This is a genomic window from Ruminococcus sp. (assembly GCF_017549005.1).
Lineage (GTDB): Bacteria > Bacillota > Clostridia > Oscillospirales > Ruminococcaceae > Ruminococcus.
Genome location: NZ_JAFYYT010000038.1, coordinates 108,698 through 135,694 on the forward strand (window position 1 = coordinate 108,698; position 26,997 = coordinate 135,694).

Annotated in this window: 27 protein-coding genes and 1 tRNA gene; 22 read left to right on the forward strand and 6 right to left on the reverse strand. The window is 48.0% G+C overall.

Annotation, left to right across the window (positions count from 1 at the left end):
• Positions 1-3 precede the first annotated feature (3 nt).
• The 6 genes from IKW96_RS09845 (at position 4) to IKW96_RS09870 (ending at position 7,606) form a co-directional block, all read left to right on the forward strand.
• Entirely contained in the window at positions 4-1,395 is a 1,392-nt protein-coding gene (locus IKW96_RS09845) for a peptidoglycan-binding protein (protein WP_296573897.1), read from the forward strand.
• Positions 1,396-1,459: 64 nt separating this feature from the next.
• Positions 1,460-1,966, forward strand: a complete 507-nt coding sequence (locus tag IKW96_RS09850; protein ID WP_296573900.1) for a peptidoglycan-binding protein — start codon at positions 1,460-1,462, stop codon at positions 1,964-1,966.
• A 331-nt stretch (positions 1,967-2,297) separates the two neighbouring features.
• Entirely contained in the window at positions 2,298-3,938 is a 1,641-nt protein-coding gene (locus tag IKW96_RS09855) for a glutamate--tRNA ligase family protein (protein WP_296573903.1), read from the forward strand.
• Between the two features lie 95 nt (positions 3,939-4,033).
• Positions 4,034-6,043, forward strand: a complete 2,010-nt coding sequence (locus IKW96_RS09860) for a class I tRNA ligase family protein (RefSeq protein WP_296573906.1) — start codon at positions 4,034-4,036, stop codon at positions 6,041-6,043.
• 141 nt (positions 6,044-6,184) lie between these two features.
• On the forward strand, positions 6,185-7,114 hold the full coding sequence (gene cysK, locus IKW96_RS09865) for a cysteine synthase A (protein WP_296573908.1): 930 nt from the start codon (positions 6,185-6,187) through the stop codon (positions 7,112-7,114).
• Positions 7,115-7,210: 96 nt separating this feature from the next.
• Entirely contained in the window at positions 7,211-7,606 is a 396-nt protein-coding gene (locus IKW96_RS09870; protein WP_296573912.1) for a pyridoxamine 5'-phosphate oxidase family protein, read from the forward strand.
• Positions 7,607-7,937: 331 nt separating this feature from the next.
• On the opposite strand, the gene IKW96_RS09875 is transcribed toward IKW96_RS09870, so the two are convergent.
• From IKW96_RS09875 to rpmB, 3 genes are all read right to left on the reverse strand, one after another.
• Complete coding sequence (locus IKW96_RS09875) at positions 7,938-9,278, reverse strand: MATE family efflux transporter (RefSeq protein WP_296573914.1); 1,341 nt, start codon at positions 9,276-9,278, stop codon at positions 7,938-7,940.
• A gap of 275 nt (positions 9,279-9,553) precedes the next feature.
• Complete coding sequence (locus IKW96_RS09880) at positions 9,554-10,126, reverse strand: hypothetical protein (RefSeq protein WP_296573918.1); 573 nt, start codon at positions 10,124-10,126, stop codon at positions 9,554-9,556.
• A gap of 81 nt (positions 10,127-10,207) precedes the next feature.
• Positions 10,208-10,393 carry a 50S ribosomal protein L28 gene (rpmB, locus tag IKW96_RS09885; RefSeq protein WP_019678047.1) on the reverse strand — a complete coding sequence of 62 codons (186 nt, stop codon included), beginning with the start codon at positions 10,391-10,393 and terminating at the stop codon, positions 10,208-10,210.
• Between the two features lie 215 nt (positions 10,394-10,608).
• Here rpmB and IKW96_RS09890 point away from each other — a divergent pair, with 215 nt between their 5' ends.
• From IKW96_RS09890 to IKW96_RS09940, 11 genes are read left to right on the forward strand one after another with little or no spacing between them, the layout of a single operon-like run.
• Positions 10,609-11,316: a site-2 protease family protein gene (locus IKW96_RS09890; RefSeq protein WP_296573921.1), complete on the forward strand. Its 708-nt coding sequence runs from the start codon at positions 10,609-10,611 to the stop codon at positions 11,314-11,316.
• A gap of 22 nt (positions 11,317-11,338) precedes the next feature.
• On the forward strand, positions 11,339-12,055 hold the full coding sequence (locus tag IKW96_RS09895; RefSeq protein WP_296573924.1) for a site-2 protease family protein: 717 nt from the start codon (positions 11,339-11,341) through the stop codon (positions 12,053-12,055).
• A gap of 33 nt (positions 12,056-12,088) precedes the next feature.
• The gene (locus IKW96_RS09900; RefSeq protein WP_296573927.1) at positions 12,089-12,844 is read left to right on the forward strand and encodes a segregation/condensation protein A; all 756 of its coding nucleotides are present in this window, start codon (positions 12,089-12,091) and stop codon (positions 12,842-12,844) included.
• The gene (scpB, locus tag IKW96_RS09905; RefSeq protein ID WP_296573930.1) at positions 12,814-13,398 is read left to right on the forward strand and encodes an SMC-Scp complex subunit ScpB; all 585 of its coding nucleotides are present in this window, start codon (positions 12,814-12,816) and stop codon (positions 13,396-13,398) included. Before IKW96_RS09900 ends, scpB begins: the two co-directional genes overlap by 31 nt.
• Positions 13,399-13,416: 18 nt before the next feature.
• A complete protein-coding gene (locus IKW96_RS09910; protein ID WP_296573937.1) occupies positions 13,417-14,358 on the forward strand; it encodes a hypothetical protein in 942 nt (313 codons plus the stop codon).
• Between the two features lie 11 nt (positions 14,359-14,369).
• Positions 14,370-14,804 (forward strand): GerW family sporulation protein, encoded by a 435-nt coding sequence (locus IKW96_RS09915; RefSeq protein WP_296573940.1) that lies wholly within the window; start codon positions 14,370-14,372, stop codon positions 14,802-14,804.
• A 58-nt stretch (positions 14,805-14,862) separates the two neighbouring features.
• Positions 14,863-16,017, forward strand: a complete 1,155-nt coding sequence (locus IKW96_RS09920) for a D-alanyl-D-alanine carboxypeptidase family protein (protein ID WP_296573943.1) — start codon at positions 14,863-14,865, stop codon at positions 16,015-16,017.
• Between the two features lie 13 nt (positions 16,018-16,030).
• Entirely contained in the window at positions 16,031-16,762 is a 732-nt protein-coding gene (locus IKW96_RS09925) for a pseudouridine synthase (protein WP_296573946.1), read from the forward strand.
• A gap of 1 nt (position 16,763) precedes the next feature.
• Positions 16,764-17,144, forward strand: coding sequence for a hypothetical protein (locus tag IKW96_RS09930; RefSeq protein ID WP_296573949.1), 381 nt, complete (start codon positions 16,764-16,766; stop codon positions 17,142-17,144).
• Positions 17,145-17,165: 21 nt separating this feature from the next.
• Entirely contained in the window at positions 17,166-18,113 is a 948-nt protein-coding gene (gene metA / locus IKW96_RS09935) for a homoserine O-succinyltransferase (protein ID WP_296573951.1), read from the forward strand.
• A 17-nt stretch (positions 18,114-18,130) separates the two neighbouring features.
• Positions 18,131-18,763 (forward strand): DUF4190 domain-containing protein, encoded by a 633-nt coding sequence (locus tag IKW96_RS09940; RefSeq protein ID WP_296573954.1) that lies wholly within the window; start codon positions 18,131-18,133, stop codon positions 18,761-18,763.
• A 66-nt stretch (positions 18,764-18,829) separates the two neighbouring features.
• On the opposite strand, the gene IKW96_RS09945 is transcribed toward IKW96_RS09940, so the two are convergent.
• Complete coding sequence (locus IKW96_RS09945) at positions 18,830-19,714, reverse strand: polysaccharide deacetylase family protein (RefSeq protein WP_296573958.1); 885 nt, start codon at positions 19,712-19,714, stop codon at positions 18,830-18,832.
• A 110-nt stretch (positions 19,715-19,824) separates the two neighbouring features.
• Here IKW96_RS09945 and spoIIP point away from each other — a divergent pair, with 110 nt between their 5' ends.
• Positions 19,825-20,991: a stage II sporulation protein P gene (gene spoIIP, locus IKW96_RS09950; protein WP_296573959.1), complete on the forward strand. Its 1,167-nt coding sequence runs from the start codon at positions 19,825-19,827 to the stop codon at positions 20,989-20,991.
• A 1-nt stretch (position 20,992) separates the two neighbouring features.
• Entirely contained in the window at positions 20,993-21,292 is a 300-nt protein-coding gene (locus tag IKW96_RS09955) for a hypothetical protein (protein ID WP_296573962.1), read from the forward strand.
• Here IKW96_RS09955 and IKW96_RS09960 read toward each other — a convergent pair.
• The gene (locus IKW96_RS09960; protein ID WP_296574125.1) at positions 21,281-21,829 is read right to left on the reverse strand and encodes a hypothetical protein; all 549 of its coding nucleotides are present in this window, start codon (positions 21,827-21,829) and stop codon (positions 21,281-21,283) included. The genes IKW96_RS09955 and IKW96_RS09960 overlap by 12 nt on opposite strands.
• A 96-nt stretch (positions 21,830-21,925) precedes the next feature.
• On the opposite strand from IKW96_RS09960, the gene IKW96_RS09965 reads away from it, so the two are divergent.
• Positions 21,926-21,997 (forward strand) — tRNA-Arg (locus IKW96_RS09965).
• A 323-nt stretch (positions 21,998-22,320) separates the two neighbouring features.
• A complete protein-coding gene (locus IKW96_RS09970) occupies positions 22,321-23,949 on the forward strand; it encodes a dockerin type I domain-containing protein (protein ID WP_296573964.1) in 1,629 nt (542 codons plus the stop codon).
• 141 nt (positions 23,950-24,090) lie between these two features.
• Here IKW96_RS09970 and IKW96_RS09975 read toward each other — a convergent pair whose 3' ends face one another.
• On the reverse strand, positions 24,091-25,803 hold the full coding sequence (locus IKW96_RS09975) for a dockerin type I repeat-containing protein (RefSeq protein WP_296573966.1): 1,713 nt from the start codon (positions 25,801-25,803) through the stop codon (positions 24,091-24,093).
• 389 nt (positions 25,804-26,192) lie between these two features.
• Here IKW96_RS09975 and IKW96_RS09980 point away from each other — a divergent pair, with 389 nt between their 5' ends.
• The gene (locus IKW96_RS09980) at positions 26,193-26,996 is read left to right on the forward strand and encodes a hypothetical protein (protein ID WP_296573969.1); all 804 of its coding nucleotides are present in this window, start codon (positions 26,193-26,195) and stop codon (positions 26,994-26,996) included.
• The last annotated feature ends 1 nt before the right edge of the window (position 26,997 follow it).

A 26,997-nucleotide genomic window follows, 5' to 3' on the forward strand; every position in this document is an offset into this window, starting at 1 on the left:
ACCATGCTTACAGGCACGCCCTTTATCCCCGAAACTATCACCGTTCACTTAGGCTTTCCCGATTCCGACGCCCCGAATGTTGAGGTGGACTTCGCCTCTTATGTCAAGAACGTGGCTTCAAGCGAGATATATCCCACATGGAATATAAGTGCTCTCCGAGCCAATATTTACGCTATAGTCTCCTTTGCGCTGAACCGTATCTATACGGAATGGTACCGCTCACGGGGGTACGACTTCGATATCACGGCGACTACTCAGTTCGACCAGAAATTCATAAACGGTCGGGAGTATTTCGAGAATATAAGCTATCTTGTTGACGAGCTGTTCAACGACTACGTAAGGCGGAAGGGTAGCGTGGAACCGCTTTTTACAGCCTTCTGCAACGGTACGACGACTACCTGCAGCGGACTTTCACAGTGGGGGACTCAGTATCTTGCGGAAAGGGGCTACAATTCGCTGGAGATACTGAAATATTACTACGGCGAGGACATAGAGATAGTACAGGACGCTCCCGTGCGGACGGCTCTGCCGTCGTATCCGGGTACAGAGCTGAGAAACGGCTCTTTCGGCAACGATGTGAAGTTCGTACAGGTGTGGCTTAACCGTATATCGGGAAACTTCCCGGCAATACCAAAAATTCCTGCCGCAGACGGCATATTTGATACGCCTACGGAGAATGCCGTGAGGAAGTTCCAGCAGGTATTCGGACTTGAGCAGACCGGCGCTGTGGACGCGGCTACATGGTACAGGATATCCTATATCTACACAAGCGTCAAGAAGCTTGCGGAGCTGGATTCCGAGGGAGTACGATTCGAGGAGATAGCTCCGAGATTCACGGAAGACCTCAGTATCGGTATGCAGTCCATAGAGGTGAGTATGCTGCAATACTATCTTGCGGTGATAGGAGCTTACTATGAAGCAGTCATACCCGTGGAGATAACAGGCTATTTCGGGGAGCAGACCGAGCGTTCGCTCAAGTCGTTCCAGCGTGTTTTCGGACTGCCTCAGACAGGAGTTGCGGACAGAGCCACGCGGAACGACCTTTACCGCGCATATCAGGGCATAGTGGAGAGCGTTCCGCCGCAGTATACCTATGTTGCACTGTATCCGGGAACTGTTCTGAGAGAGGGAGCGAACGGAGAGTCGGTGAGGACGATACAGCAGTACCTCACATACATAAACAGGAGCTATCCCGATATCCCTGCGGTCAGCGATACAGGCTATTTCGGTCCTCTTACGAAGCAGTCCGTAACGGCTTTTCAGCGTCAGTTCGGTATTGATACTACAGGTATAGTGGGAGCCGTCACATGGGACAGGATAGCAGGCGTATATTCCGACCTGCGATACGGATTCGACAAGCGCCCCTATCAGAACCCGGGCTACACTATCAGGTAGGGAAAGGAGTCCATATAAGGCTTAGTTCTGAGTTCATTATAAATCTATGATTGGAGTTGGTATCGTGCCATATACAGAGCAGCAGAAAAAAGAACACATCAGGGAGCTACAGAGCTATCTTTACGGGATATCACTGTTTGACAGGCGTATTCCGCAGGTGCTCCCAGACGGAACATATGACGAGTCAACAATGCAGGCTGTAAAAGCATTTCAGCGTGCATACGGACTTCCCGACACAGGTGAGACCGATACCGCCACATGGGACAGGATAGCAGCAGTTTACCGCGATTACATTGAAGAAGCTCCTGCGGCTTACCATGTTTTTCCGTCGAGGAGCTTCAAGGTATGCCGCGGCGACAGCGGAGAGCTGGTCTATATCATACAGGCCATGCTTATGAAAGCTGCTGCGTGGTACGATAATATGCCGAAAATATCAGTGAGCGGCGAGTTCGACGAGGCTTCCTTCAGGGCGGTAAGGGCATTTCAGAGCTGCTGCGGGATTGCCGAGAGCGGAACGGTGGACTGCATTACATGGAATATGCTTGTGCGGTTCCTTGAGGATAAGGCATGATATTTTTTCTCATGTCCTTTGAAACAATAAATAAGAAAGAATAAAAATTGTATCGCTGAAAGGCAGTATTATTGGAATTAGTCCGCGAAGAGGCAATATAATTCTTATTTCTTCGCTGTTCTTTATTATTTTAGAAAAAGCTGTAAAGAAGCTAAAGCTTCTTTACAGCTTTTTTGCTTTCACGGGGAGTTTTCTTATGTCCTTTTCACGGGCTGACAGCTGTGGGGGGAACGGCTAAAGGCTTGCATTTGACTTTATAATAAGAATGTGATATAATAAATTAAATGTGTCTGTCAGCAGACAGACGGAGAACATACAAAGGATTGATAATATGGATTATAAAGCACTTGCAGACTACCTTTTCCCCGATGTCAAGGATACTCCCGAGGATATCGAGGCGCGTTTCCCCGAAAGACAGCTCCCCGCTGGAGCCAATGTTACACGTATCGGACCAAGTCCCACGGGCTTCGTTCACCTCGGAAACCTTTACAACGCCATCATCGGCGAGCGTATAGCTCACCAGTCACAGGGCGTTTTCTACCTGAGAATAGAGGATACGGACAATAAGCGCGAGGTGGAGGGCGCTGTTGAGACTGTCATCAACGCTATGGACTATTTCGGAGTACACTTCGACGAGGGTGCCACAGCAGTGGGCGACAACGGAAAATACGGTCCTTACCGTCAGAGACAGCGTAAGGAGATATATCACGTTTTTGCGAAGCTCCTTACCGAAAGGGGACTTGCTTACCCTTGCTTCATGACTGCCGAGGAGATAGAAGCTGTCCGCGAGCAGCAGACCGCCAATAAGGAAAATCCCGGAATTTACGGTAAGTACGCAAAGTGCCGCGACCTTACTCTCGACGAGATAAAGGCAAATATCGAGGCAGGCAAGGAATGGGTGCTCCGTTTCAGAGGTGAGGAGACAGGCGAGAACATCGCAGTTGAGGACGCTATCCGCGGAAAGCTGGAAATGCCGAGAAACAATATGGATTTCGTACTCCTCAAGAGCGATGGTATACCAACATATCACTTCGCTCACGTTATTGACGACCACTTTATGCGCTCGACCCACGTTATACGCGGCGAGGAGTGGATATCTTCACTGCCCATGCACGTTGAGCTCTTCAATACTCTCGGCTGGAAGCAGCCTGTATACTGCCATACTGCAACTCTTATGAAGATAGACGAGGAGTCGGGCGGAAAGAGAAAGCTCTCCAAGAGAAAGGACCCAGAGCTTGCACTTGCCTACTATCAGCAGGAGGGTATCAGCAAGGACGCTGTATGGGAGTTCCTTCTTACTCTGCTGAATTCCAACTATGAGGAGTGGCGTATCGCCAACCCTGAGGCTGATTACCATGAGTTCCCGTATACTCTTGAAAAGATGTCTGTTTCGGGAGCTCTCGTAGACCTGGACAAGATGAGGGATATTTCCAAGAACGTTATCTGCCGCATGAGCGCTGAGCAGGTCCGCGACGGCTGGCTGGAATGGTGCAATGAGTACAATAAGGACTTTGCAGCTCTCATAAACAAGTATCCGGAAAGAACTCTCGGAGCTCTGAATATAGGCAGAGGCGGCGCAAAGCCAAGACGTGATATCGAGACCTGGAAGCAGGCCTGCGATTTCATGAGCTTCTACTATGACGAGACTTTCAGGGTGACAGACGATATGCCCGTGGAGTGCGACGAGGCAACAGTAAAGGAATTCTTCGGCAAGTATCTTGCAAGCTACGACCATAATGACGATTCTGCTGTTTGGTTCGACAAGGTAAAGGCTATAACCGAGGAAATGGGCTTTGCTGTAAAGCCCAAGGACTACAAGAAAAATCCCGAGCAGTTCAGGGGAAGCATAGTCCATATCACGAATATGCTGAGAATAGCTCTCACAGGACACGCAAACGCTCCCGATATATGGGAAGTGAGCCACGTTCTGGGCGAGGAGATCACACGCAAAAGGCTGCAAGCCTTTGCTTAATGCATAATTAATGGGTACCTTGAATTATTCAGATCCGTCCGCATATGCGGACACCACGATTATGAATTATGAATTGAAATAAAGAGGTAATAAAGATGTCAGACAATAAAGAAAAGAAAAATTTTGAGATGCCCCGTCCTGTGTTCCCGAAAAGATGTATAGTCACAGGCGGTATGCCTTACGGCAACAAGGAGCTCCACTTCGGTCATGTCGGCGGAATGTTCGTGTTCGCGGACACTTTTGCACGTTTCATGCGCGACAGGATAGGCAAGGAAAACGTTATTTTTGTAGGCGGTACGGACTGCTACGGTTCGCCTATCGCAGAGGGCTGGAGAGTCAAGGTCAAGAACGGCGAGTTCAGCGGCTCTCTTGAGGACTTCGTACAGAAAAACCACGACAAGCAGCAGGAAACCCTCGACGCTTACGGTATTTCACTCAATATCTTTGCAGCTTCGGGTCTCGGACGCTCAAAGGAGATACACGCCTCCGTCACAGACCGTTTTATAAGCTCCCTCCACAAGAAGGGACAGCTCGAGCAGAGGACTACCATGCAGTTCTTTGACGAGAAAGCAGGAGTTTTCATCAACGGCAGACAGGTCATCGGTAAATGTCCTGTAGACGGCTGTACTTCCGAAAAGGGCTATGCAGACGAGTGTGACATGGGTCATCAGTATATGCCCGAGAACCTCATCAACCCCATAAGCACCCTTACAGGCGAAACTCCTACAATGAAGCCTGTTACAAACTGGTATTTCAAGCTCCGCGACTATGAGCAGCTCATGAAGGAATGGGTCGAGGAACTGAAAAAGCGCAAGGATATCCGTCCCGTTGTATGGAAGACCATCGACGAGTTCCTCAAGAACCCCGTTATATACATAAAGCGCGAGTTCGAGGAAAAGTACATGGAGCTGAAAGCCTCCATGCCCGAGCATAATTATATAGAAGAGCCCAAAAAGCCTTCATTTACAATAGAGTTCAGCAAGCTTTCCGACTGCGACGAAGCCTGCCGCATACTCACAGAAAACGGCATACGCTACAGAACGGGAAAGACACTTGTCCCTTTCCGTCTGACGGGAAATATCGAGTGGGGAGTTCCTGCGCCTGTTATGGAGGGCGTTGACGGTCTTACCGTATGGGTATGGCCTGAGTCACTGTGGGCTCCTATCTCCTTTACCGAGACTTATCTTGAATCTATCGGTCATGATACCGAGGAGTGGAGAGATTACTGGTGCAGCAAGGATTCCACTGTATATCAGTTCATCGGTCAGGACAATATCTACTTCTACGGTATTGCCGAGCCTGCAATGTGGATGGCTCAGCAGGAGAGCGGTACAAAGACTGCTTCACCTGCGGACGGAGAGCTGCAGCTCCCTGTTATCGTGGCTAACCACCATATCCTGTTCCTTGACAAGAAGGCTTCAAGCTCAGGCGCAGTAAAGCCGCCTATGGCTGATGATCTGCTCAACCACTACACCCCTGAGCAGCTCCGTATGCACTGGCTCGGTCTCGGTCTGGGACAGCGTTCCGTAAGCTTCATGCCGAAGCCCTATAATCCCGACGCAAAGCCCGATGACGCCGATCCTGTTGTAAAGGACGGTCTGCTCCTTTCAAACGTTTTCAACCGTATGATAAGAACTGCTTTCTATACCGCTCAGAAAGAGCTTGACGGCGTTATGCCCGACAATGCTCCCGAGGAGAAGTTCCTTGAGGAGGCGAAAAAGGCAGTTCTCGAGTATGAGAGACATATGTCAAAGTTCGCTTTCCACCAGTGTACCTACGTTCTTGACAGCTATATCCGCAACGGCAGCAAGTACATGGCAAAGGCCCTTACAGGTGAATATCCCGACAAGGAGGCGCTCAGACAGGCTCTTGCGAACCTGTTCTACATGATAAGGATAACAGGCGTACTGCTCCACCCGATGGCACCGTTCGGCACTGAAAAGCTCCGCGAGTACCTTGATGTTGATGAGCGTATATGGTCATGGGATACTATCCTCGAGCCTCTTACATATTTCACAGGAAACGGCCACAAGCTGAAGTTCCTGCCTCCGAGAACGGACTTCTTCACACGTCATGAAAGCCAGTTTGCTTCTGCCGGGGAGTAATTAGTAAGCAGAAAGCAGTGATCGGCAAGTAGTTTGCAGGGGCGGATATTGTCTGTCCTCAGGCAGCATACCAAAGCAAAATAATCTCAGTTCTCGGTTCTTTGTCCTTTGACCTGAGTTCTGACAAGGAGTAATAAACCAATGATATATAACAACGTTCTGGAGGCTATCGGACACACTCCGATGATAAAGCTCAACCGAATGAACAAAAAAGGAAACGCTGACGTCCTCGTGAAGTTCGAGGGTCTCAACGTTGGCGGTTCCATAAAGACACGCACAGCATACAACATGATCCGCCATGCCGAAATGGAAGGCAAAATACACGAGGGAACTGTGATCGTTGAGCCTACAAGCGGCAATCAGGGCATAGGCCTCGCCCTTGTGGGAGCTGTAAAGGGCTACAGAACTATCATAATAATGCCCGATTCCGTCAGCGAGGAGCGCCGTAAGCTTGTCAACCATTACGGTGCGGAGGTAATGCTTATCCATGATGACGGCGATATCGGAAAGTGCATACAGGAGTGCCTTGATACTGCCCTCAGAATGGCAGAAGAGGACGAGAACGTGTTCGTTCCGCAGCAGTTCGCAAATGTGAACAATATCGGAGCTCATAAGTTCCATACAGCTCTTGAGATCCTGGAGCAGACTGCGGTAAAGATAGACGGTTTCTGCTCGGGGATCGGCACGGGCGGAACTATCACAGGTATCGGCGAGGCTCTCAAGGCTCAGTATCCAGATATGATAATATGGGCTGTAGAGCCCGAAAACGCTGCCATACTGGCAGGCGGAAACATCGGAACTCACCTTCAGATGGGAATAGGCGACGGAATAATCCCCGATATACTCAACCAGAACATATACGATGATATTTATATAGTTACCGACGAGGAGGCTATCCAGACCGCAAAGGACCTTGCTTCAAAGGAGGGCATAATGTGCGGCATCTCCAGCGGCACAAACGTAGCGGCTGCTCTCAAGCTTGCTGAAAAACTGGGTGAGGGCAAGACAGTGGTCACTATTCTTCCCGATACTGCGGAGAGATATTTCTCCACGCCGCTTTTCGAGGACTGACAAAAACGCCTCAGGGCGTTATGCCTGATGCTTATATAGAAAGTAAAAAAGTTTCTATATGAGTATCAGTGATAAAAATAAGGAGGTATATTTATCATGAGCAAACTTAACGATTTTCTTACGGAGGCAGGCATTTTTTTCGTTGCAACAAACGACGGAGCACAGCCTAAGCTCAGACCTTTCGGGGCTCACGTCGAGGTCGACGGCAAGGAGATTTTTGCTGTGGGCGATTTCAAGGCAGTTTACAGACAGATGCTCGCAAACCCTCTCTGCGAGATAGTTGCCTGCAAGCCTGACGGCGTATGGCTCCGCTACACGGGAAGGATCGTTTTCGACGATGATCCGAAGTATCAGGAAGCTATGTTCGCAAGCAGTCCGCTTCTCAAGGAGATATACAACGAGAAAACAGGCTTCAAGATGAAAACTTTCCACCTTGAGGACGCTACCGCGTTCATTATGCCGCCTATGGGCGAGCCCGAGAAGATACTCTGATAATGCATAATTCATAATTATGCATAAAAAAGTCATGAGTTTTAACTCATGGCTCAGTCTGTCAAAAAACTATTTTATTTAAGGAGACGCCCTCACTTGCAGGGCGTCTCCTCTTCAAAAACAGTCCACCGGACTGTTTTTTGAATTCACCTCTTGCGGAGCGCTTTGAAGCTATATGTGGGGCTTTGCCCCACTCCCCACCAGAGGCGCTGCCTCTGGACTCTGCCAAAGGGTTGTGAACCCTTTGGAATCCCTTTCGTGGGTAAAGTAACTTTTCGCCAATTATGCAATTATTAATGAAAAAGCCATGAGTGGAAACTCATGGCTTTTGTCATCTGTATGCGAGTTTTAAGTCCTCTGAAAGTATCTTTCTGAGGTCGAATGCGAATATCGCGCCGCCTGCGGCTGCGGTGACAAGCTCCGAAACGGGGATAGTCAGCCATACCAGATTTATGCTGCCGAGGCAGTATGCAAGGAATGCAAGCGGTATGACGAGGAGCGTTCCCCTCAGGAGAGATATCATCTGCGCTGTGTGAGGCTTTTCACTTGACGAGAAGTACACGGCAAGTATGGTGTTTATACCCATGAACGGCATGAAGAGGAAGTAAAGCCTCAGACCGTGTTCGGCTATTGACTGTAATGTCCTGTCGCTGCTGCTGTTGAAAAGTCCGACTACAGGCGATACCTGCATGAAAAGCAGAGCGTAGGCTGCTGCCGAGAATATCAGCGCCGTGACTACGGAAAGTTTCAGCAGGTAGCGTATAGCTGCGTCGTTTTTTCTGCCGTGGTATCTGCACATCAGCGGCTGCACGCCGCCTGAGATACCTACATATATAGCCGTAAAGACTATTCCTATATTTGCGATGACGCCGTATGCGGCAATTCCTGTATTGCCGAGCAGGCGATAAATTACGAAATTGAAAACAAGTATGACTATTCCGCCCGAAACTTCTGTAAAGAATGAGTGCAGTCCGAGCGAGACTATCTCGCGTATGAGCTTCGGAGAGGGGAGCGATAACCGCAGACTGAATGCGTTCCAGCCTGTGATGATATGTATGCTCATAATACCCATACTTACGAACGGAGCGATACACGTAGCAAGCGCCGCGCCGTCCATTCCCATATCCATTCTGAAAATAAAAATGTAGTCAAGCACTACATTGACAAGACTGCCGCTCAGCATTCCAAGCATTGCCAGCTTAGGAGCGCAGTCGTTACGCATAAAGCAGGCAAGCAGGTTATTGAAAAGGAAGGCAGGCGAAAACAGCAGTATCCTGTGCAGATAGCTGTGCGACATCTCGAACACGGCAGCGTCTGCGCCGAGGAGATGTGTTATCTGCCGCGAGAAAAATATCCCCAGTATCTCAAACACGGCTGCAATGAGCAGCGTTGTCATGAACGCATTTGAGAAAATTCTGTCAGTTTCTTCTCGTTCGGTCCTGCAATACATCATGGAGAACTTGCTTCCACCGCCCATTCCGAGCATAAGCCCGAAACCGTTCAGGAAATTGAACACAGGCAGGGCAAGGTTCAGTGCTGCAAGACCTTCCGACCCCATTCCCTTAGAAATAAAGAACGTATCTATCAGTATATAGATAGATACGCCTACAGAGCTGGTGACATTTGCCAATATGTACCTGAAAAAATCATTACGTATTGGTTTTCTGTCCATTAAAAATGTTTACCCCCTGTAAACAAGCGAAGCAAGCCGGAACGGCCTGCTGACCTGTACGTACACTCGGTATGTGCGCAAGGTCGATCCTCTAATACATAAATATATTATATCACAATATCACTAAAATTAATAGCCTGGTTTGGGAAGTTTGTATGAATGACGAAATTAAATGCTTAAATTATTACCTTGACTTAGCATGTCAAACAAATATCAGGCGAAAAAATGTGCATTTCGTGTGGAACTTTGATGACATTTATGTAAAAAGGCTGTTTTCAGGACAGATCAAGGGTGTGTATGCCGACGCCGCTGAGTTTTAAGTGAAGCTCACGGAAGGCTTCATGCTGCTTCTTTTTAGCAAAGAGGCCTGTGCATTCCACGGTTATCCTCAGCTCCATAAGAGGGGAGCTGAAACGGAAAAACGGCGGCTTTGCCGTGATATCCCTTTCAAAGTTCGTGAACATTGACCAGTAAAAGGTCGAAAGGTCATTGAAAACTATCTGTTTGCCGTCTATGGATTTTATATCGTTATAGCTTTTGACGAATGGTTCCCAGTATTTGAAGCCGAAGCCGTCCTGAGGCTCGCCGATCTCATAGCCGAGGGCTTCCGTAAGCTTTGCTTTGAGCTCGGGGTACCATTTGTCCCATATCTCGTCGGGCATTTCTCCCGATATCTGTATTCCGCCGGGTTCTGCGGAAGAGTAAAGCCCGATATCATTTCCCTGCCATGTAAGACAGTTCTCACCTTTGCTGTAGTATTCCATTGATCTGTAGACTTCATCTATCTTAGCCCATATTTCATCAGGGGCGCAGTCGTCAATATTCAGGGAAACATCATGGTGTGACATATTTTCAGCTCCTGTCTCTGATTATTGTAATGAAAAAAGAGCGCCCCGTCAGGAACGCTCTTCATTATCCATGTTGATCGATCAAGCTCTTTCAACCTTACCTGAACGCAGGCATCTTGAGCAAGCGTAGATATGACAAGGAGTACCCTTGACGATAGCCTTAACACGCTTTACGTTAGGCTTCCATGTTCTGTTGGAACGTCTGTGTGAGTGAGAAACCTTGATACCAAAGGTTACGCCCTTTCCGCAGATATCACATTTTGCCATTAGGTTGCACCTCCTTAACTAACCTGTAAAAATACAACATGATTATTCTAACACATAATCAGAAAAAAAGCAAGTGTTTTTTGAAAAAAAACTAAAAAAATTTTTTTTGAAGCATAAAAATACTTTTTTACTTGAAATATATAGCGATTTATAGTATAATATATATTGTATATCTATATGCATTAATGATACTGCATAAAAGAAAGGACATTAATATGATAGGCGGCACTTTGGATATCCAGACTTTTTTGAAATACTTTTCGAGGATAGCGACGCTTCTCCTCGTTTTACCGCTGCATGAATCGGCTCACGGCCTTATGGCGAAGTGGCTTGGAGATGATACTGCACAGAGACAGGGAAGGATCTCGCTCAATCCCTTCGTACACCTTGACCCGCTGGGCTCGATACTTATGATACTCGGCGGATTCGGCTGGGCAAAGCCTGTTGAGGTAAACCCGCTGAGGTTCAGGCATTACCGTGCAGGATACGCGCTTACAGCTCTTGCGGGACCTGTTTCAAACCTGCTGGCGTCATTTGTTTCAGCGCTTGCATTTGCGGTGATCCTCTGCTTCAGGAGCGGTCAGATGGCTTATTTGAGACTTATCACCAATCAGTATGACACCATGTCGTGTCTGCTTCTGCTTCTGCAGTTCCTTATTATCGTCAATATCGGACTTGCGCTGTTCAATCTCATACCTGTGCCGCCCCTTGACGGATTCAACATTCTCCGCGCATTCACGCCCGAGAAGTTCGACCGCTGGGTATATCAGCACCAGAGAGAGATAAATTACGTTTTCTTTGCACTGTTTTTCCTTATCAACGTTGTTCCGTCCAAATATTCTCCGCTTGCCATAGCCTCCGAATATCTCTACGGACTTATGATGAAGGCTGTACTGTGGATACCCGATGTCTTCGGCGCGTAATTAAAGGTTTTGGGAGAATAAAATGGAATATAAGATATACAGAGTTTTTCTTACACTTGTCAGCAGAGGAGTCGTGCTTACTGCTTTAATGCCTCTTGCCTGCTTTGCTAAGGCGTGGGTCGCCCAAAAGCTGGGTGACAGGACTGCCGCAGGAGAGGGGAGACTTTCCCTTGATTTCCGCAGGCATACGGACTGGTTCGGAATGCTCATGGTAATGGTAATCGGCTTCGGATTCAGCAGGGAGGTCAATATCGACGTAGCAAGGCTGAAGAATATGAAGCGCGACGTTACTCTTATCTCGCTGACTGCGCCTGTTACGTACTTTATCATGTATGTGCTCCTCAGGAACATAAGTCAGCTGATACTCGGCATAAGTCCTGCCTCGTTCATACTGGCGAGCGTGTATTTCGTGCTGAGAAAGGCGGCTTTCTCATCGCTTTTCTTCGGTGTGATAGCGCTTCTGCCGATACCGCCCCTTGACGGCTTCCACATATTCTATCAGTTCTCATGGCCGAAGTTCAGGCGCTGGTATTTCACAAATTATCAGAAGATAACGGAGTGGTCGAGATTTATACTTCTTGCGGTATTCTTCCTTGAAAGCGTCAGCGACGGCGAGTTTTCGATACTTGCGCCCCTTGTGTATCTGTGGAGACTGCTGCTTGACCGCCTTATATTCTTTTTCCCCGATCTTTCGGACGCTACGCAAACATTACTGAGAGAGATCATTTATAAGTGCTGACGAAGCGAATGGTCCCTGTTTTTACGGTGAAATATGGAAAGTATATCATTCAAGCTCGAGGTCTTTGAAGGACCTCTCGACCTTCTGCTGAGCCTTATCGCAAAGCATAAGCTGAATATCTGCGATATCGAGATATCCAAGCTGCTGGAGCAGTATCTGCTCTACATAGATCAGGCTCATGAGCAGAATCTTGAGCTTGCAGGCGAATTTCTTGAAATGGCTGCAAGGCTCATATATATCAAGACTGCGTCGCTGCTGCCGCAGCCCGAGGAGGCTGAGCAGATGAAGCGTGAGCTGGAGGGAGCTCTCATCGAGTATTCTCTCTGCAAGATCGCCGCAAAGCAGCTTGCGGACGCATATGTGGGCGGAAGTATTTTTGTCCGCGAGCCCATGAAGATAAAGGCGGACATGACCTATACACTTGTGCACGAGCCGGAAAGGCTTGCAATAGCATACAGCGCAATATCGCTGAAAAATATAAAGTCCGAGCACGCTAAGCTCCATGTTGAGAACAAGATAAACTCAGTGGTGAAACGGCGTATCGTTTCGGTAATGTCAAAGGTAGTCCATGTGCTCCGCGAGCTGTACACCACCGGCGAGGTATATATGGATAAGCTCTATGACGGAGTTACCGACCGCTCGGAGAGAGTCGCCACCTTCCTTGCAGTGCTGGAACTGACGAGGTCGGGCAGGATAACCATAAGCGACGATAATATGATGATATTCTTCAAGGGAAGAAAGAACGGAGTGAAGAAATCTTGGAGATCAAGGACAGGCTCGGAGCAATAGAAGCTATACTCTTTGCAAGCGGCGAGCCCATAGAGATATACCGCCTTTCGGAGGCGAGCGGAGTTGACGCGGGAACGCTCCCGTCCATGATCAGGCTGCTCAATGAGCGCTATGAGGACTGCGGAAGCGGCATCTGCATCAAAAAGTTGGACAGCAGCTATCAGATGTGTACCCGTGAGAAGTATGCAGAACAGATAAGAGCCGCTCTCGAGACAAAACGAGCTGCTCCGCTTTCAAATGCGGCTATGGAGGCTCTTACTATAATTGCCTATAATCAGCCCGTATCAAAGGGCTTCGTTGAGAATGTAAGAGGTATCGACAGCTCCTCGGTCATCAATAATCTGGTCGAAAAGGGGCTCGTTGAGGAGGCGGGACGTCTTGACGTTCCGGGAAAGCCCATAGTCTACAGGACTACCTCCGTGTTCCTGAGAAGCTTCGGACTCAGTTCAACTGCCGATCTTCCGCCTCTTCCGGGACAGGGAGACCTGGTCCTCGAAACTGAGGACGAGTTCGTGGACAGAGAGCTGGCAGAGGCTCAGCAGGAAAGACAATAACAGAAAGGAGCGGCAGGAATGATCGTACTGAAAATTCTGCTGTATATACTTCTTGCCGTTTTAGGCATAATACTTCTTGTGCTGATAACTCCCGCAGGCGGTGAGTTCAGCTATATCGACGGGAAATTCAGTTATAAGGTGAAGCTGTGGGTGCTGAATCTTACGGACTCGGAGGGCGGAGGCATTTACGGCTGGTGGAAAAAGCGCAGGGCAAAGAAGAAGGAAAAGCCCGAAAAGCCAAAAAAACCGAAAAAGATCAAGGAAAAGAAGCAGAAAAAGAAGAAAGAACGGGATAAGTATGAATGGGAAGAGGAGCTTGACAGCATTCCCGTGAATGATCCCGGAAGTGATATGCAGTCCGCGGCGGCTGCAGAAACTTCTTCGGAGACTGCCGGAAGCGGAACTCACGAAGCTGTTCCGGACAGCTCTGAGGAAGAGCCGAAGAAAAAGAAGGACAGGAAGAAAAAGGACGATACCGACGAGGATATCTTCGCGGAAGAGGCCGCTCCTGAAAGCGGTGATGACGACGAGGAGAAGAAGTCCCTGAGCGATAAAATAGAGTTCCTTGTTGGCATATGGGAGAGCGCTCAGCGCCCTATGCTGAAGATATTCAAGGGCTTCAGACTGAAAGACCTGTATATCGACTTTGTTATAGCTGACGAGGACGCATATGACTGTGCGCTGAAATACGGTAAGTATTCCACTCTCGTCTACAACGGGATAGCCTTTTTCAGCCAGCTTTTCACAGTAAGGCTGAAAACCATAGACGTCCGTCCGCAGTTCGGCGTATCAAAGGGACGGTGGGACGCAGCCGGAAAGTTGTATTTCCGTCTCGGAACAGTGGTTATTGCAGGAGCATGGTTCCTGATAACATACCTTTTCAGGACTTTCCTGCCTGAAAAGCTGAGAAAATTCAGAATGAAACGCAAAATGAAAAAATCCGCCGCAAGGCAGAAGTGAGGTATATAATCATGAGTGCAAACAATACACCTGTAAGCGATCTCTTAGGTATTTCCATTGAAAAGATCAAGGAAATGGCAGACGTAAACTCAATAATCGGCGAACCCATAAAGCTTCCCGACGGAACTACGATAATCCCCGTTTCAAAGGTGAGCTACGGCTTTGCGTCAGGCGGCTCCGACCTTCCGTCAAAGTACGATAAGGACCTTTTCGGCGGCGGTGCAGGCGCAGGAGTTTCCATAAAGCCTGAGGGATTCCTTGTTATAGCTCCAGACGGCTCTGCAAAGATGGTGAACATGGAGGGCTCAAACGATCCTATCAGCAACGCTATCGAGAAAATGCCTGCGATCATCGACAAGGTCAGCGGCTTTATCAGCAAGAAAAAGGGCGGAAACGCTGAGGCAAAGACCTCGGATATCACAGACGGCTCTGTTTCAATAAACTGAGCATAAAACCGTGATGTACGGCATATCCTTTAGCATGAACTTATGCGGAGGTGTGCCTGTGAAACGACTTATATCTGTATTTTCGGCAGTTCTGCTCATATTTCCATGTATGTGCGGTACTGCGGCTTTCGGAGCGGAAGAGCCCGAAATATCTGCAAAGGCGGCAGTGCTCATATCTGCCGATACCGGCGAGGTGATATACGGTCTCAATGCCGCGGAGAAGCTCCCTATGGCAAGCACTACCAAGATAATGACGACTCTGCTGTGCCTTGAAAGCGGCGGACTTTACGACGAGTTCGTTGTGGACAGCGAGGCTATAAAGGTGGAGGGCTCGTCAATGGGGCTGCGCGAAGGGGATACAGTCACGAAATATGCGCTGTGCTGCGGAATGCTGCTGCCCTCGGGCAATGACGCGGCAAATGCGGCAGCCGTAAGGATATCGGGCAGTATCGAAGCCTTTGTGGAGCTTATGAACCGGAGAGCCGCAAAAATGGGACTTTCAAAGACATTTTTCGTCACTCCCTCGGGACTTGAAGGTGAAGGACACGGTTCATCGGCGGCGGACATGGCTCTGCTTGCACGGGAGGCTCTTAAAAACGAGACTTTCCGCGATATCTGCTCAAAAGAGAGCATAAAGGTGCGCTTCGGCGATCCGCCGTATGACAGGTGGCTGAAAAATACAAACAGGCTCCTCACTATGTATGAGGGAGTTTACGGCGTAAAGACGGGCTTTACCGATGAGGCGGGGCGCTGTCTTGTATCTGCCTGCGAGCGTGACGGGAAAAGGCTGATTTGCGTTACTCTCAATGACAGCAACGACTGGAACGACCATATTGCAATGTACGGATACGGCTTCGGAGAAGTGCGTCAGCTTGAGTTTTCGCTTCCGGAGGATATAACTGCCGATATAGTGGGCGGTGCTTCGGAAAAGCTCAGGCTCGTACCGGAAAACAGCACATATACCGTGTCAACTGTGGCAGGAAATGCCGACGACTTTACATATACGGTGCTGAGACCGCCTTTTCTGTATGCTCCCGTAAAAGAGGGCGATGAGGCGGCTGCACTCAGGATAAGCCGGTTCGGGCAGGAGGTGGATACGATACCCCTCTATGCCGCGGAGAATATCAGTGCAGCTCCCGTAAAGGCTGAAAAAGCCAATAAAGGGCTGTTTACAAGGATAAAAGAATTTTTCGGGAGAGTTTTCTCCCCTTAAGGACTGGATAAAAGTGGAAAAAATAAGGATTCAGAAAATGATCGCCGACAGCGGCGTATGCTCCCGCAGAAAAGCTGAGGAGCTCATAACACAGGGCAGGGTAAAGCTCAACGGTCACCCCGTGAAGCTGGGTGACAAGTGCGGCTTCAAGGATATCATCACCGTTGACGGCGAGCGTATCAATATGCCGAGGAAGAAGAGCTTCCTGTACCTCATGATGAACAAACCGAGAGGCTATGTCACCACGGTCTCGGACGAGCTCGACAGGCGCTGCGTCATGGACCTCCTCACGGACGTTGAGGAGCGCGTTTACCCTGTAGGACGTCTCGATCGCAATTCCGAGGGACTTCTTCTCTTTACCAACGACGGCGAGTTTGCAAACAGCATAATGCACCCCAGCCGCCATATATCCAAGACATACCGCGTTACCGTGCGCCCCGACATAAATGACGAACAGCTAGTAAGGCTGTCCGAGGGCGTCGAGATAGACGGCAAGAAAACTCTCCCTGCCTCTGTTGTGGTAAAAGAAAAGGAAGAGGGCAGAGTTGTGCTCCTTATGACCATAAAAGAGGGCAGGAACCGTCAGATACGCAAGATGTGCGAAGCTGTGGGACTCGAGGTCGCAAGGCTCCGCCGTATCAGCATCGGTCCTCTCAAGCTCGGTATGCTCAAGCCCGGAACTTACCGCGAGCTGACAGCCGAGGAGCTCCGTGCCCTGCGTAACGCCATAGGCAAGGAGAAGTAATATGCTGGAGATACAGGAAAGGTTCGATACTGTCGGCTATGAGAAGCTGAAAGAAGCCGCAGGCGGCGCAGAGCTCCACATCACGGAGGCTCTTGACAGGGGCGGCGTTATAGGATTTATTGCCTATTCCTACGGAGCTGACAGGACTGTCGTTTACGATTACGACGACGGCGGCGACCTTATGCTTTGCGACGGGCTTGTCCGCTCCGTCATGCTGAAAAGCGTACTGAAAGGTATAAAGCATATGCTTTTCGAGCTTGACGACAGCTCCAGATTCGACGATCTGAAAAAGCTTCGCTTTGTGAGCGGAGACAGCAGACAGTGCAGCGACCTGGACAGCTTCATGAACGGCTGCCAGAGCTGCAGGAACAAGAAAGAATAAATACGAAAGGAACGATAAGGATTGCCAATCAGGATTTCTTCAGAGCTTCCTGCTTTCAAAACTCTTGGAAATGAAAATATCTTCGTTATGTCGAAAGAAAGGGCAGAACATCAGGATATCCGTCCGCTGAGAGTGGTCATTCTCAATATCATGCCCAAAAAGATAGAAACGGAGTGTCAGCTGCTGAGACTTCTCAGTAATACGCCGCTTCAGGTGGACGTCGATCTGCTTCAGATGGCTTCGCATACATCGAAAAATACCTCGCACCATCATCTTGAAGCCTTCTACAAGACCTTCGACGAGATCGCCGACGACAGATACGACGGAATGATAATAACGGGTGCTCCCGTGGAGCTGCTCGACTACGAGAAAGTTGACTACTGGAAAGAGATATGCAGTATCATGGAGTGGTCGAAGACACACGTTTTCTCCACTATCTATATATGCTGGGCTGCTCAGGCCGGACTTTACTACCATTACGGTATACCTAAGTATACCCTCGACCACAAGATGTTCGGTATATTCCCTCACAGGGCGGAGGTCAGCAACTGTCAGCTCCTCAGGGGCTTTGACGATATATTCTACGTTCCCCATTCCCGCAATACGGAGGTACGCAGAGCCGATATCGAGCGCATTCCCCAGCTGGAGGTGCTTACCTCGTCGGATATCGCAGGAGTCCATATAGTTGCAAACAAAAACGGCAGACAGTACTTTATCACCGGACATTCCGAGTACGACAGGGACACTATAGCCAACGAATACAGGAGAGATGTGGAAAAGGGCATAGATATACAGATACCGTATAACTATTTCCCCGGGGACAATCCTGAGAATATGCCTGTTTTCTCATGGCGCTGTACAGCAAACCTCATGTTCTCAAACTGGCTCAACTACTGCGTTTATCAGAAAACTCCATATAATCTTGAAGAACTCGAGGTTCGCAACTGGAACTGGGAAACAAGTTTATAAAGCAAGGAGAATACAAAATGGAAGATATGTTTAACAACGGCAACTACGACAGCAACGGATACAGCAGCAATAACGGACGCGGATATTTCCCTGACGGCGAGTTCAGAGGCGATTACGGCGAGAACTATGATCTCCCTCCCGAGCGCAAGGGCGGCGGACTGGCAATAGCGGCTTTTGTAATAGCTCTTGTAAATATTGTGCCATGCTGTACGGCTCTGAGCATAATCTCAGTTCCGCTCTGTCTCATTCTTGCCATAGTTTCGCTTGCAGGCAGAAGAAAGGGCACGGGCTTTGCGATAACGGCTATAATACTTTCGGTGCTGGCAGGTCTGATGTTTGCTTACTACGGATTTATCATGTATAAGATAGCTCCCGATTATCTTTACTTTGTGGCGAATGCGGAGCAGATAGCCGCAGACTACGAGGAAGACGGAACTATCCCCGAAAGATATGAGAAGTACCGTGATCCCAAGTATGACAAGTACTGGCAGAGAAGCGGATACAATTCCTTTGACGAGTTCTTCGGAAAGTTCATAGAGAGCTACAGGTCGAGCCTGAATTCAGCGGCAGGCAGCTATTCGGGCAGCAGCTCCCCGGAGGAAGGCGGCAAGGATCAGATAGCAAGACAGTTTATCCCTGTTTTTGAATAATTAACGGACAGACAGCCATAGAGGAGCTCTGACTTCTTTATGGCTGTTTTTTTATATGCTGACATATCAGTTCACGGCTGAAAGCCTTGCCATGTATTCTTCCGTTGTGAGCAGTCCGCTTCTGTTATAGCGGAAAATGCCGTACAGACAGCGGGGCTCGCGAGTGATATAGTTCATGCCCTCGCGGCAGGTCAGGGTCATAAGTATGCCGCTGTCACGGAGCACGGGGAGGCTTTCCCTGCTGAGTGCGCCGAACGGATAGGCGAAAACCGCAGGAGCTATTCCGCAGTTCTGCATGAGCTCGGTCTTCAGCAGCCCTATATCAGCACTCAGGAGCGAAGTGTACTCCTCTGAGGTCTCATCCGGTAGCTTCGCACAGCCGTTCCTTTTGCTTTTGTTTGAGTGCATATCATAGGTATGGCTTCCTATCTCCACCCGTCCAGAAGCCGCAAGCTGCGATATGTCCTCCCATGTGAGGTAGGAATAGCTGTCCGCGTGAGGGTCGGCAGGTGCATAATCGTCGGTATACCTGCCAACAATAGAGACAACGGCGCACATATCGTACTTCTCCAGCAATGGCAGGGCAAGGGATAGATTATTGTAAAAGCCGTCGTCAAAGGTTATGAGGACCGACTTCCCGGGGAGCTCGCCTATGCCGTTGGTGTAGTCTATGAGCTGTCGGGCGCTTACAGAGGTATAGCCATTGTTTTTCAGCCACGCAAGGTCGTTTTCGAGCTGCTGCGGAGTTACGGTGTAGTCCGATGGCGTTTTTCCGCAGACGCTGTGATACATTATGACTGGGAGAGGGACAGGCTTTTCGCCGCTTTTTCCTGCCGAGGCAGTGAATATCGTTCTTCCTGCAATGAAAAAAGCCGCGCATAGGGTCATAATCAGCAGCGCAGACAGCAGTCTGTACAGGAGCTTGCTGACAGAAAGGCATTTGTACATCATTATCACCTCTTTCCCATGATATGCCGTTATCTGTCGGAAAATGACATGAAAATGCGGACATATAGCTCTGCGGTGCCGAATATACTTATTTCAGTGAAAGAGGTGAGTATATGACGCGCCATAAACGCAGAAAAACAAGGGGCTTCGCAAGGTGTATCGCAGCTGTGCTCGTACCTGCCGCAGCGGCTTTCGGAGCAAAGGAGATGGCAGGTATAAAAGGCTTTTTTGACGGAGCTGACAGCTATACGATGGGAATAACGGAAAAAGCGTCGGCAGATCATATAAGTGCCGACGCAGAAGTGATAAAGCGCATAAAGCTTGAGGACGAAATGCTTGCAGGAGCCGATACAGTGTCCGAGGGCTACGGTTATGCAGATGAGGACGACAGGAACAGGGAATACGTAAGACTGCCCGACCCTCTCGACATGAAAAGCTCCGATGCAGGAGCAAAGCCCTACCCTGAGGTATGGAGCGACGGCGGAGAGATAATCCGTACCGCCTACGGAAAATACAGCGGAAATTCCTTTTTTGACCTCGTGGGCGGAGGACAGGTGAACAACAGGACGGGTATCCCGAATGAGGAGCTCTTCCGTGAAAGCGGCTATTATCCCAATTTTACGGTAGATGATACAGACGAACCCCTTGTGCTCATCTATCACACCCACACTACCGAGAGTTTTGAGCCCTTTGTCCGCGAAAGCTACGACCCGACCTTCAATTACAGGACTACAGACGATACAAAGAATGTGGTAATGGTGGGAAACGCTATACAGGCGGAGCTTGAAGCTCTTGGTATAGGCGTTGTCCACGCGACAGAGATACACGATTATCCTTCTTACAACGGTTCATACGGCAGGAGCCGCGGTACTATCACGCCGATACTCGAGAAATATCCCAGTATAAAGGTGGTCCTCGATATCCACAGGGACGCAATTTCGGGAGAGGGTTACGCCTATCAGCCGTTTATTGAGGTGGACGGCAGGGAAGCGGCTCAGATAATGATAATATCGGGCTGCGACGACGGAACTCTCGGTATGCCGAATTATATGCAGAATTTCCACTTTGCCTGTACTCTTCAGAGCAAGCTCGAATCCGACCATGAGGGCTTGACGCGCCCCATACTCTTTGATTACAGGCACTATAACCAGGACCTCACCAACGGAAGCCTGCTTATCGAGGTCGGCTCGCACTGCAATACTCTCGGGCAGGTGCAGTTTGCAGGGCAGCTTTTCGGGCGCTCGCTTGGGGAGCTCCTTAATTCAATGAAAGGACGATAATATGCGTATAAAAAAGAAAAAGACCGCCCTGAAAGCAGCTTTTCTGTATCTGCTTCTGAGCGGCGGCTCATGGATGTTTATCAATTCATATGCTAATTCATATAATATGCTGAGCAATAAATGCATAGCTCCCGCAGGACTTGTGCTCAGGGACGAGGAACTGTCCGTGAAACTGCTGGGTCACAGCGGAAATATTGATATATCGCTGATAGCTCCCGAAAGCAAAGCCTACTGCGGAGCATATATCCTTGCGCCCGATGAGGTAAGGGCTGCGGCGTATATCATATCATTATGTATATAGCTTGGATTTTCTTGTGTAATAGAAGGTATTGAGCTCGCCTGCGTAAATAAGATCGGCTCCCGGGAAATTCCTGAAATCATCAGGAGTGTAAAGCGAGAAGGCTTTGTCGAGAGGAATGCCTATTTTATCCATAATGTATGCGACAAACTGCGAACAGACGAAGCTGCGCTCTCTTTTCCACTCGATGTTGAAGTATACCGCAAGAAGTCCGAGAAGGTTGTAAGAATAGACCTTGCGGTGCTGGGCAAAGTGGGAAATAAGTTTGTTATAGGCTTCCTTTTGTTCGGGAGATACGCTTATCCGGTATATTTCACACGGGATATTGTGGTACTGACCGAGAGTGCCCTGTCCGACTATCTCTTTATTGAAGGTGGCAGGCAGCGGAAAAGGTCTGTATGTACGGCAGAAGCTGTACATTTCCGAAAGTTCCATATCCCCTGAAAGAGAAACGTGATTGAACGGTTTTTTAGTACAGAACTTGAAGAACCGCGCAGGTCTGGTACCTGTTTGTGCAACTATTAAATAGATATAGTCCACCAAAACGTTCCCTCCTAATATATTTTTTATAATTATATCATAAAAGCTTGCAAATTTCAAGAGTTTTTGATATAATTATATGGTACTTGAAAATATGCGCCTGTAGCTCAGTGGATAGAGCATCCGCCTCCGACGCGGTGTGCGCTGGTTCGATTCCAGTCAGGCGTATTCAAAAAGGCAGTATACAGAGAAAAGCAGGTATCGGGTCCGTCAGTGAAATGCGCTCGTTTTCCTGCTTTTTCTGTTTTCTGAGAAAACGGCTGAAAATGAACGGTTTGTAAATATTTTGGATATGGTAATATGATGATGTGAATTCTTTGGGTTTGAAAGTTTGCTTGTCATATATTAAGAGTATTGATTTACTCTATGCAGTCATATAATATAAAAATATATTTTCTGAAATAAATATTTTGTCAACTATAGACATTCAGCACTTAATATTGTATAATTAAGGTGGATATTCTGCTTATCGGCAAAAAGGAGGAGCCGCTATGAAAAAATTTCATCGTCACATGTTTTCTCTGCTCTGTTCCGCTGTGCTCGCAGTTATGGCTGCAATCCCGTTGTCCGCTTCGGCTGACTGGGAGCATATCGGTTATATGGGAGACCTGAACAATGATAAAGTGCTGAATGTAGCTGACCTTGTTATTATGAAACGACATCTGCTCGGTATCGAACCACTGAACGACAGCAACAGCTACCACGTTCAGGAGTCGTTTATCGGTATCAACGGAGCAGACGGTTTCAAAGCAGGGGAGTACTTTGTTACTGCTGATATAAATCAGGACGGAGCAGTTGATGTTTTCGACCTTGTACAGCTGAGAAAGGCTGTTGTGAATAACAGCGGACTATGGGTCTGGCAGTGGGAAAATGAACAGATAGTTCCCGATGATCCCATTGGAGAAAACGGTGAATTCATCGGTGCTTCCGTAAATGATGTCTATAAGTTCATGCCGTCGCAGGGAAGCGGAAGAATGCTTATCATCTATGCGGATTTTTCGGACTGCAAGTTCAGCTATTATCCCGATACGGACAAGATAGAAGAGGCAGCCTTTGGCCCCGAAAATCCGTACAGCAGTCAATACCCCTGGGAGAGCGTATCGGCGTTCTTCAGTCGAGCCTCTAAGGGAGCTCTTGATCTGAGCGGCAGGGCTTATTATTACAACTGCCCGTATCCTGTCGGCAATTACAATGGAGTCAAGGGACAGAAGGCTCTTCTTACCGAGGCCTGCAAGGCTCTTGACAGCACGATAGACTTCCATGATTTTGACGGCAACGATGACGGTTACATAGACACGGTAACTGTGATCGTTCCGGGGCAGGCAAGCAAGGATACATGGTGGCCTGCGTCGGTACAGTTCGCCAATGATAAATACGTCTATGACGGGCTGAAAATAGGTCATATGATAACAGGAAACTGTCAGATAAAATCGAACTCGGACTCACGTGATTTTGTATCTACGCTTACTCACGAATCAGGTCACTGTATGGGACTGCCCGATTACTACAGATACGATAAGAGCAGTGACGCTGACGGCTTGCACGGTCAGGCAGGAAGTGAGCTTATGGACGATACAGGCGGCGACCTGAGCTGCGTATCAAAGCTCCATCTCGGCTGGTACAGGACCGATCAGGTACAGGTATATGACGCTTCAGCAGGAACGCAGAGCTTTACGCTCCATAATGCTCAGACATCGAAGGGCAATACCGTTATTATCCCGTATGGAAAACTTGATAATCGTTACCACAGCGAGTACATGATGATAGAATATACCACAAAGGACGCCAATAACAGTTCTCCGCCGTGGTATGTGGCTATGGGAGAGGGAATAAGGATATACCACGTTGAAGCTGATCTTTATAACAACGGCTGGTGGACATCTTTCCGTTATTCGTCAGGTTCTGAGTTTACGGACAATTACGAGGGCAGACGTTTCATAAGGCTTATAGACGACGAAAAATCTGATAATATTTATAAGACGGGAGATATCATCAACGGAAATATCCCGGGATTTCACTGGTACGACAAGAATGCCCGACAAACTGTTGATACGGGACTGACTATTGAGATCGGTGAAAAGAAAAATGATACATATACGGTAACGATCAGGAAGAATTAATTGAAGTTCAGACCAGGTTATCGCTTCGCCGAGCATTACCATATTGAGTACATTCGGTGAACCCTGTCACTGACTGCTTACAACAAATGAAAAGCCGAAGGATTCAAAACGAGTCCTTCGGCTTTTGACATAAATGACGGATCAGAACCACATATCCTCAAGTTCTGCAGCGTCCTGTTCGTTTATATAGCCGTCCCTGTTGTAATCAGCCTGATAAATTCCTTCGGGGGAGAGGGTTCTTTTGCCTGCCACGAAGTCCTTTACAGCCTGCAGATCGTCTATATCAAATACGCGGTTTCCGTCTATATCGGAATAGATAGTGGAGCGGTTGTAGAAATTATTCTTTTTTGTCCAATCGCTGTAATAATGGTAGAATCTGTCGATTCCGACATAATCGTTGAGGAATCCGGTGAAATCCTCCTGAGACGAGCCGTATTCGGGGTGATTCCTGCACAGGGCATAAAGTACGTTGATGAATCTTATGGTATCTCTTGAAGTGAATGATATGGAATTGTTGCCGTATTTGCTGTAGGTATACCTGTCAGAGCCATTTATGAACCGTATAGCGCCGTTTAAAGCGTCAATGCTCATTTCTCCGTCGATTCCGAGGATTATCTTTTCGATAACAGCCCAGCCGTCAGTGAAGCTGTTTGCATACTTGTCGTAAATGTACAGTTGGTCGAACAGTGCATTCATAAAATAGCTGCCTGCGTCCGCTGAATTTTTCAGTGCGTGTTTTGATGAGCCGAGTTCAATACCGTTTATGCTGACAATCATGTCTGCGAGCTGAGAGCAGTTCTGGAGGGCAGTGATCGCGCGGACATTTACAAGGCCTTCATCTCCGACGGTATTGAAGGCTTCATAGCATTTGCTGTTATCGTTGAGGCGGCTGTATGCGTGGGATATTTCGTGGAGTATACCCCAGTCGAGCCTGTCTGCCATGATCTGTTCGCAGTTGTAGCCGCTGGTTTCTGAGTGGAACTTTATAAGTATTCCCGTATTCTGACCGTCACCGTTCCTTATGTAGTCGCAGCATGAGGTAGGCTGTTCGACAGTGGGGTCGTCGAAGCTTATGTAGATGTCATCATATCTTATATCGGAAATATCGGAAAGGCTGGAAATATAACGTCCGAGAGAGCGGAGCCATTCGTTATATTTTGCGTCGGAGAGATCCTTGCTTTTTTCAAACGAGATATGAAGCTTCTGACCTTTGTCGTCGGTGACTGTGGAGTAGAGATAACCCACGTTTGCAGCGCTCAGAGCAACATTGGATAAGGACACGTCATAGTCCCTGAGCTGTGAGCTGAACTGCAGCTGCACAGTAGAATCACCGTAATAGGAAATGAAGCTTCCTTTCATAATATAAACGTTTTTCTGAGCATTTGATTTTTTCTGATCCTTTTCGGCTTCGATACTAAAGTAATTATAAACAGAAGATGAACCGTTTGAATGGATAACGTTCATAGAAACGAGTTCCTTGATTTTTTCGGCTGTGTCTGTTTCGGCTTTGTTTGGGACTGTGAGGACAAAATTCAGTGTCTGCCTGTCCAGAGCATAGGATACTACCTGTTTTTTCAGTGCCTGCTTGGACTTACCTGCGGGGCAGTTGTAAGTCCTGTTTCGCGGTTCGTAGTTCCAGCCTGATCTTGCGGTGAGCTCTACAGGCTGATCTCCGCCTTTTGACCTGTATTCGGATTCAAAAGTGATCGAATGATCGGAAATGGACATTTTCCGTGCTGATCCTGACGAATATGAAGCAGAAGCTGCCAGGGATCTTATGGGAACAAGTCCTATAGATGAAGTTATCAGTAAGGCAGCTGATAAAGCGCCTGAAATGATTTTTTTAGTGTTCATATGAGCCTCCGTTAGTAGTTTGGTCTGTGATCGTTCTATGGTTTCTGCGTATAATCTATTTCAGATAAATCAGTTAAGTATCAGTTTACTTGTTTTTTGAGATAATTCACTCCTTTTTTATCATATTTAAAGTAAAACAAATAAAGCTTATGTGCATATGATACTACAAATTTTGGAAAATGTCAATAGAAATTGCATTATTTAGCACTATAGGAGCACAAAATGTTATAGTTTAGCTAAAATACTGAGCAAGAAAAAATTTTTCTTCAGAAGTGTTACACTTTGTATCGTTTGTTCGATTAGTATGTATGAAAGCCGTATCCGTAACATATGTCTTTGGCACAGGTTCGGATCAGCACTCAATGACAAAGAAAAAAGGAGATACAATTATGAAAAGATCAGCACTTGTTTTAACACTGGCAGCACTATTATGCGCGTTTACTTCCTGCGGCAGCAGGAGCACGGACGATACCGATGCAAGCCCTGTTGCTATGTCGTCAACGAAGGCGGTTTCCGAAAAAACGGAGACAGCTGCTCCAAAGGAGACAAAGAAGAATGAGGAAGAGACCACTGTAAGTACGGAAGCTGTAACAGCTTCGGAGCATAGCACTGCTGCCGTAAACACAGCAGAGAGCGTGACAGAACAGGCTTCGCAGAACGAAACAGCGCCATTTGCGGGAACAGCATTCAAAAGGGGAACGGTAAACGGAAACGTCTATACATCGGAATATGCAGGATTCAGGTTTACAGCTCCCGAGGGCGCACAATTCTATGATGAAGAGCAGATAGAGCGTGCAAATACCACTCCTTTGCTGTATATGAGCGAGGAGGAAAAGAGCCGCTTCATGACAGGAACGCTTGATACTTCAGTAAGGTACACCGATCTCGGCGGTGATGTCAGCATATGGTACTATGATACAAAGCTCAGATATCCCGAAACTCCCGATATTTCAGCGGAGGACTTCATACAGAAGGAGTTCTTTGAAGCGGATTACGAGATACGCCCCAAGGATATGGAAGGACCTGAGAAAGTGACTGTCGGCGGCATGGATTACGTGAGGTTTTCGTGGACTTCCCTCGGTCACCCGTATTGTATGTATGTAAGAAGGATAGACGACGATTTCATCGTCAAGATAGACGCGGCGGAAGATGCTATCGGCGATATCGAAAGCAGGATAACCGCAATTGAATGAT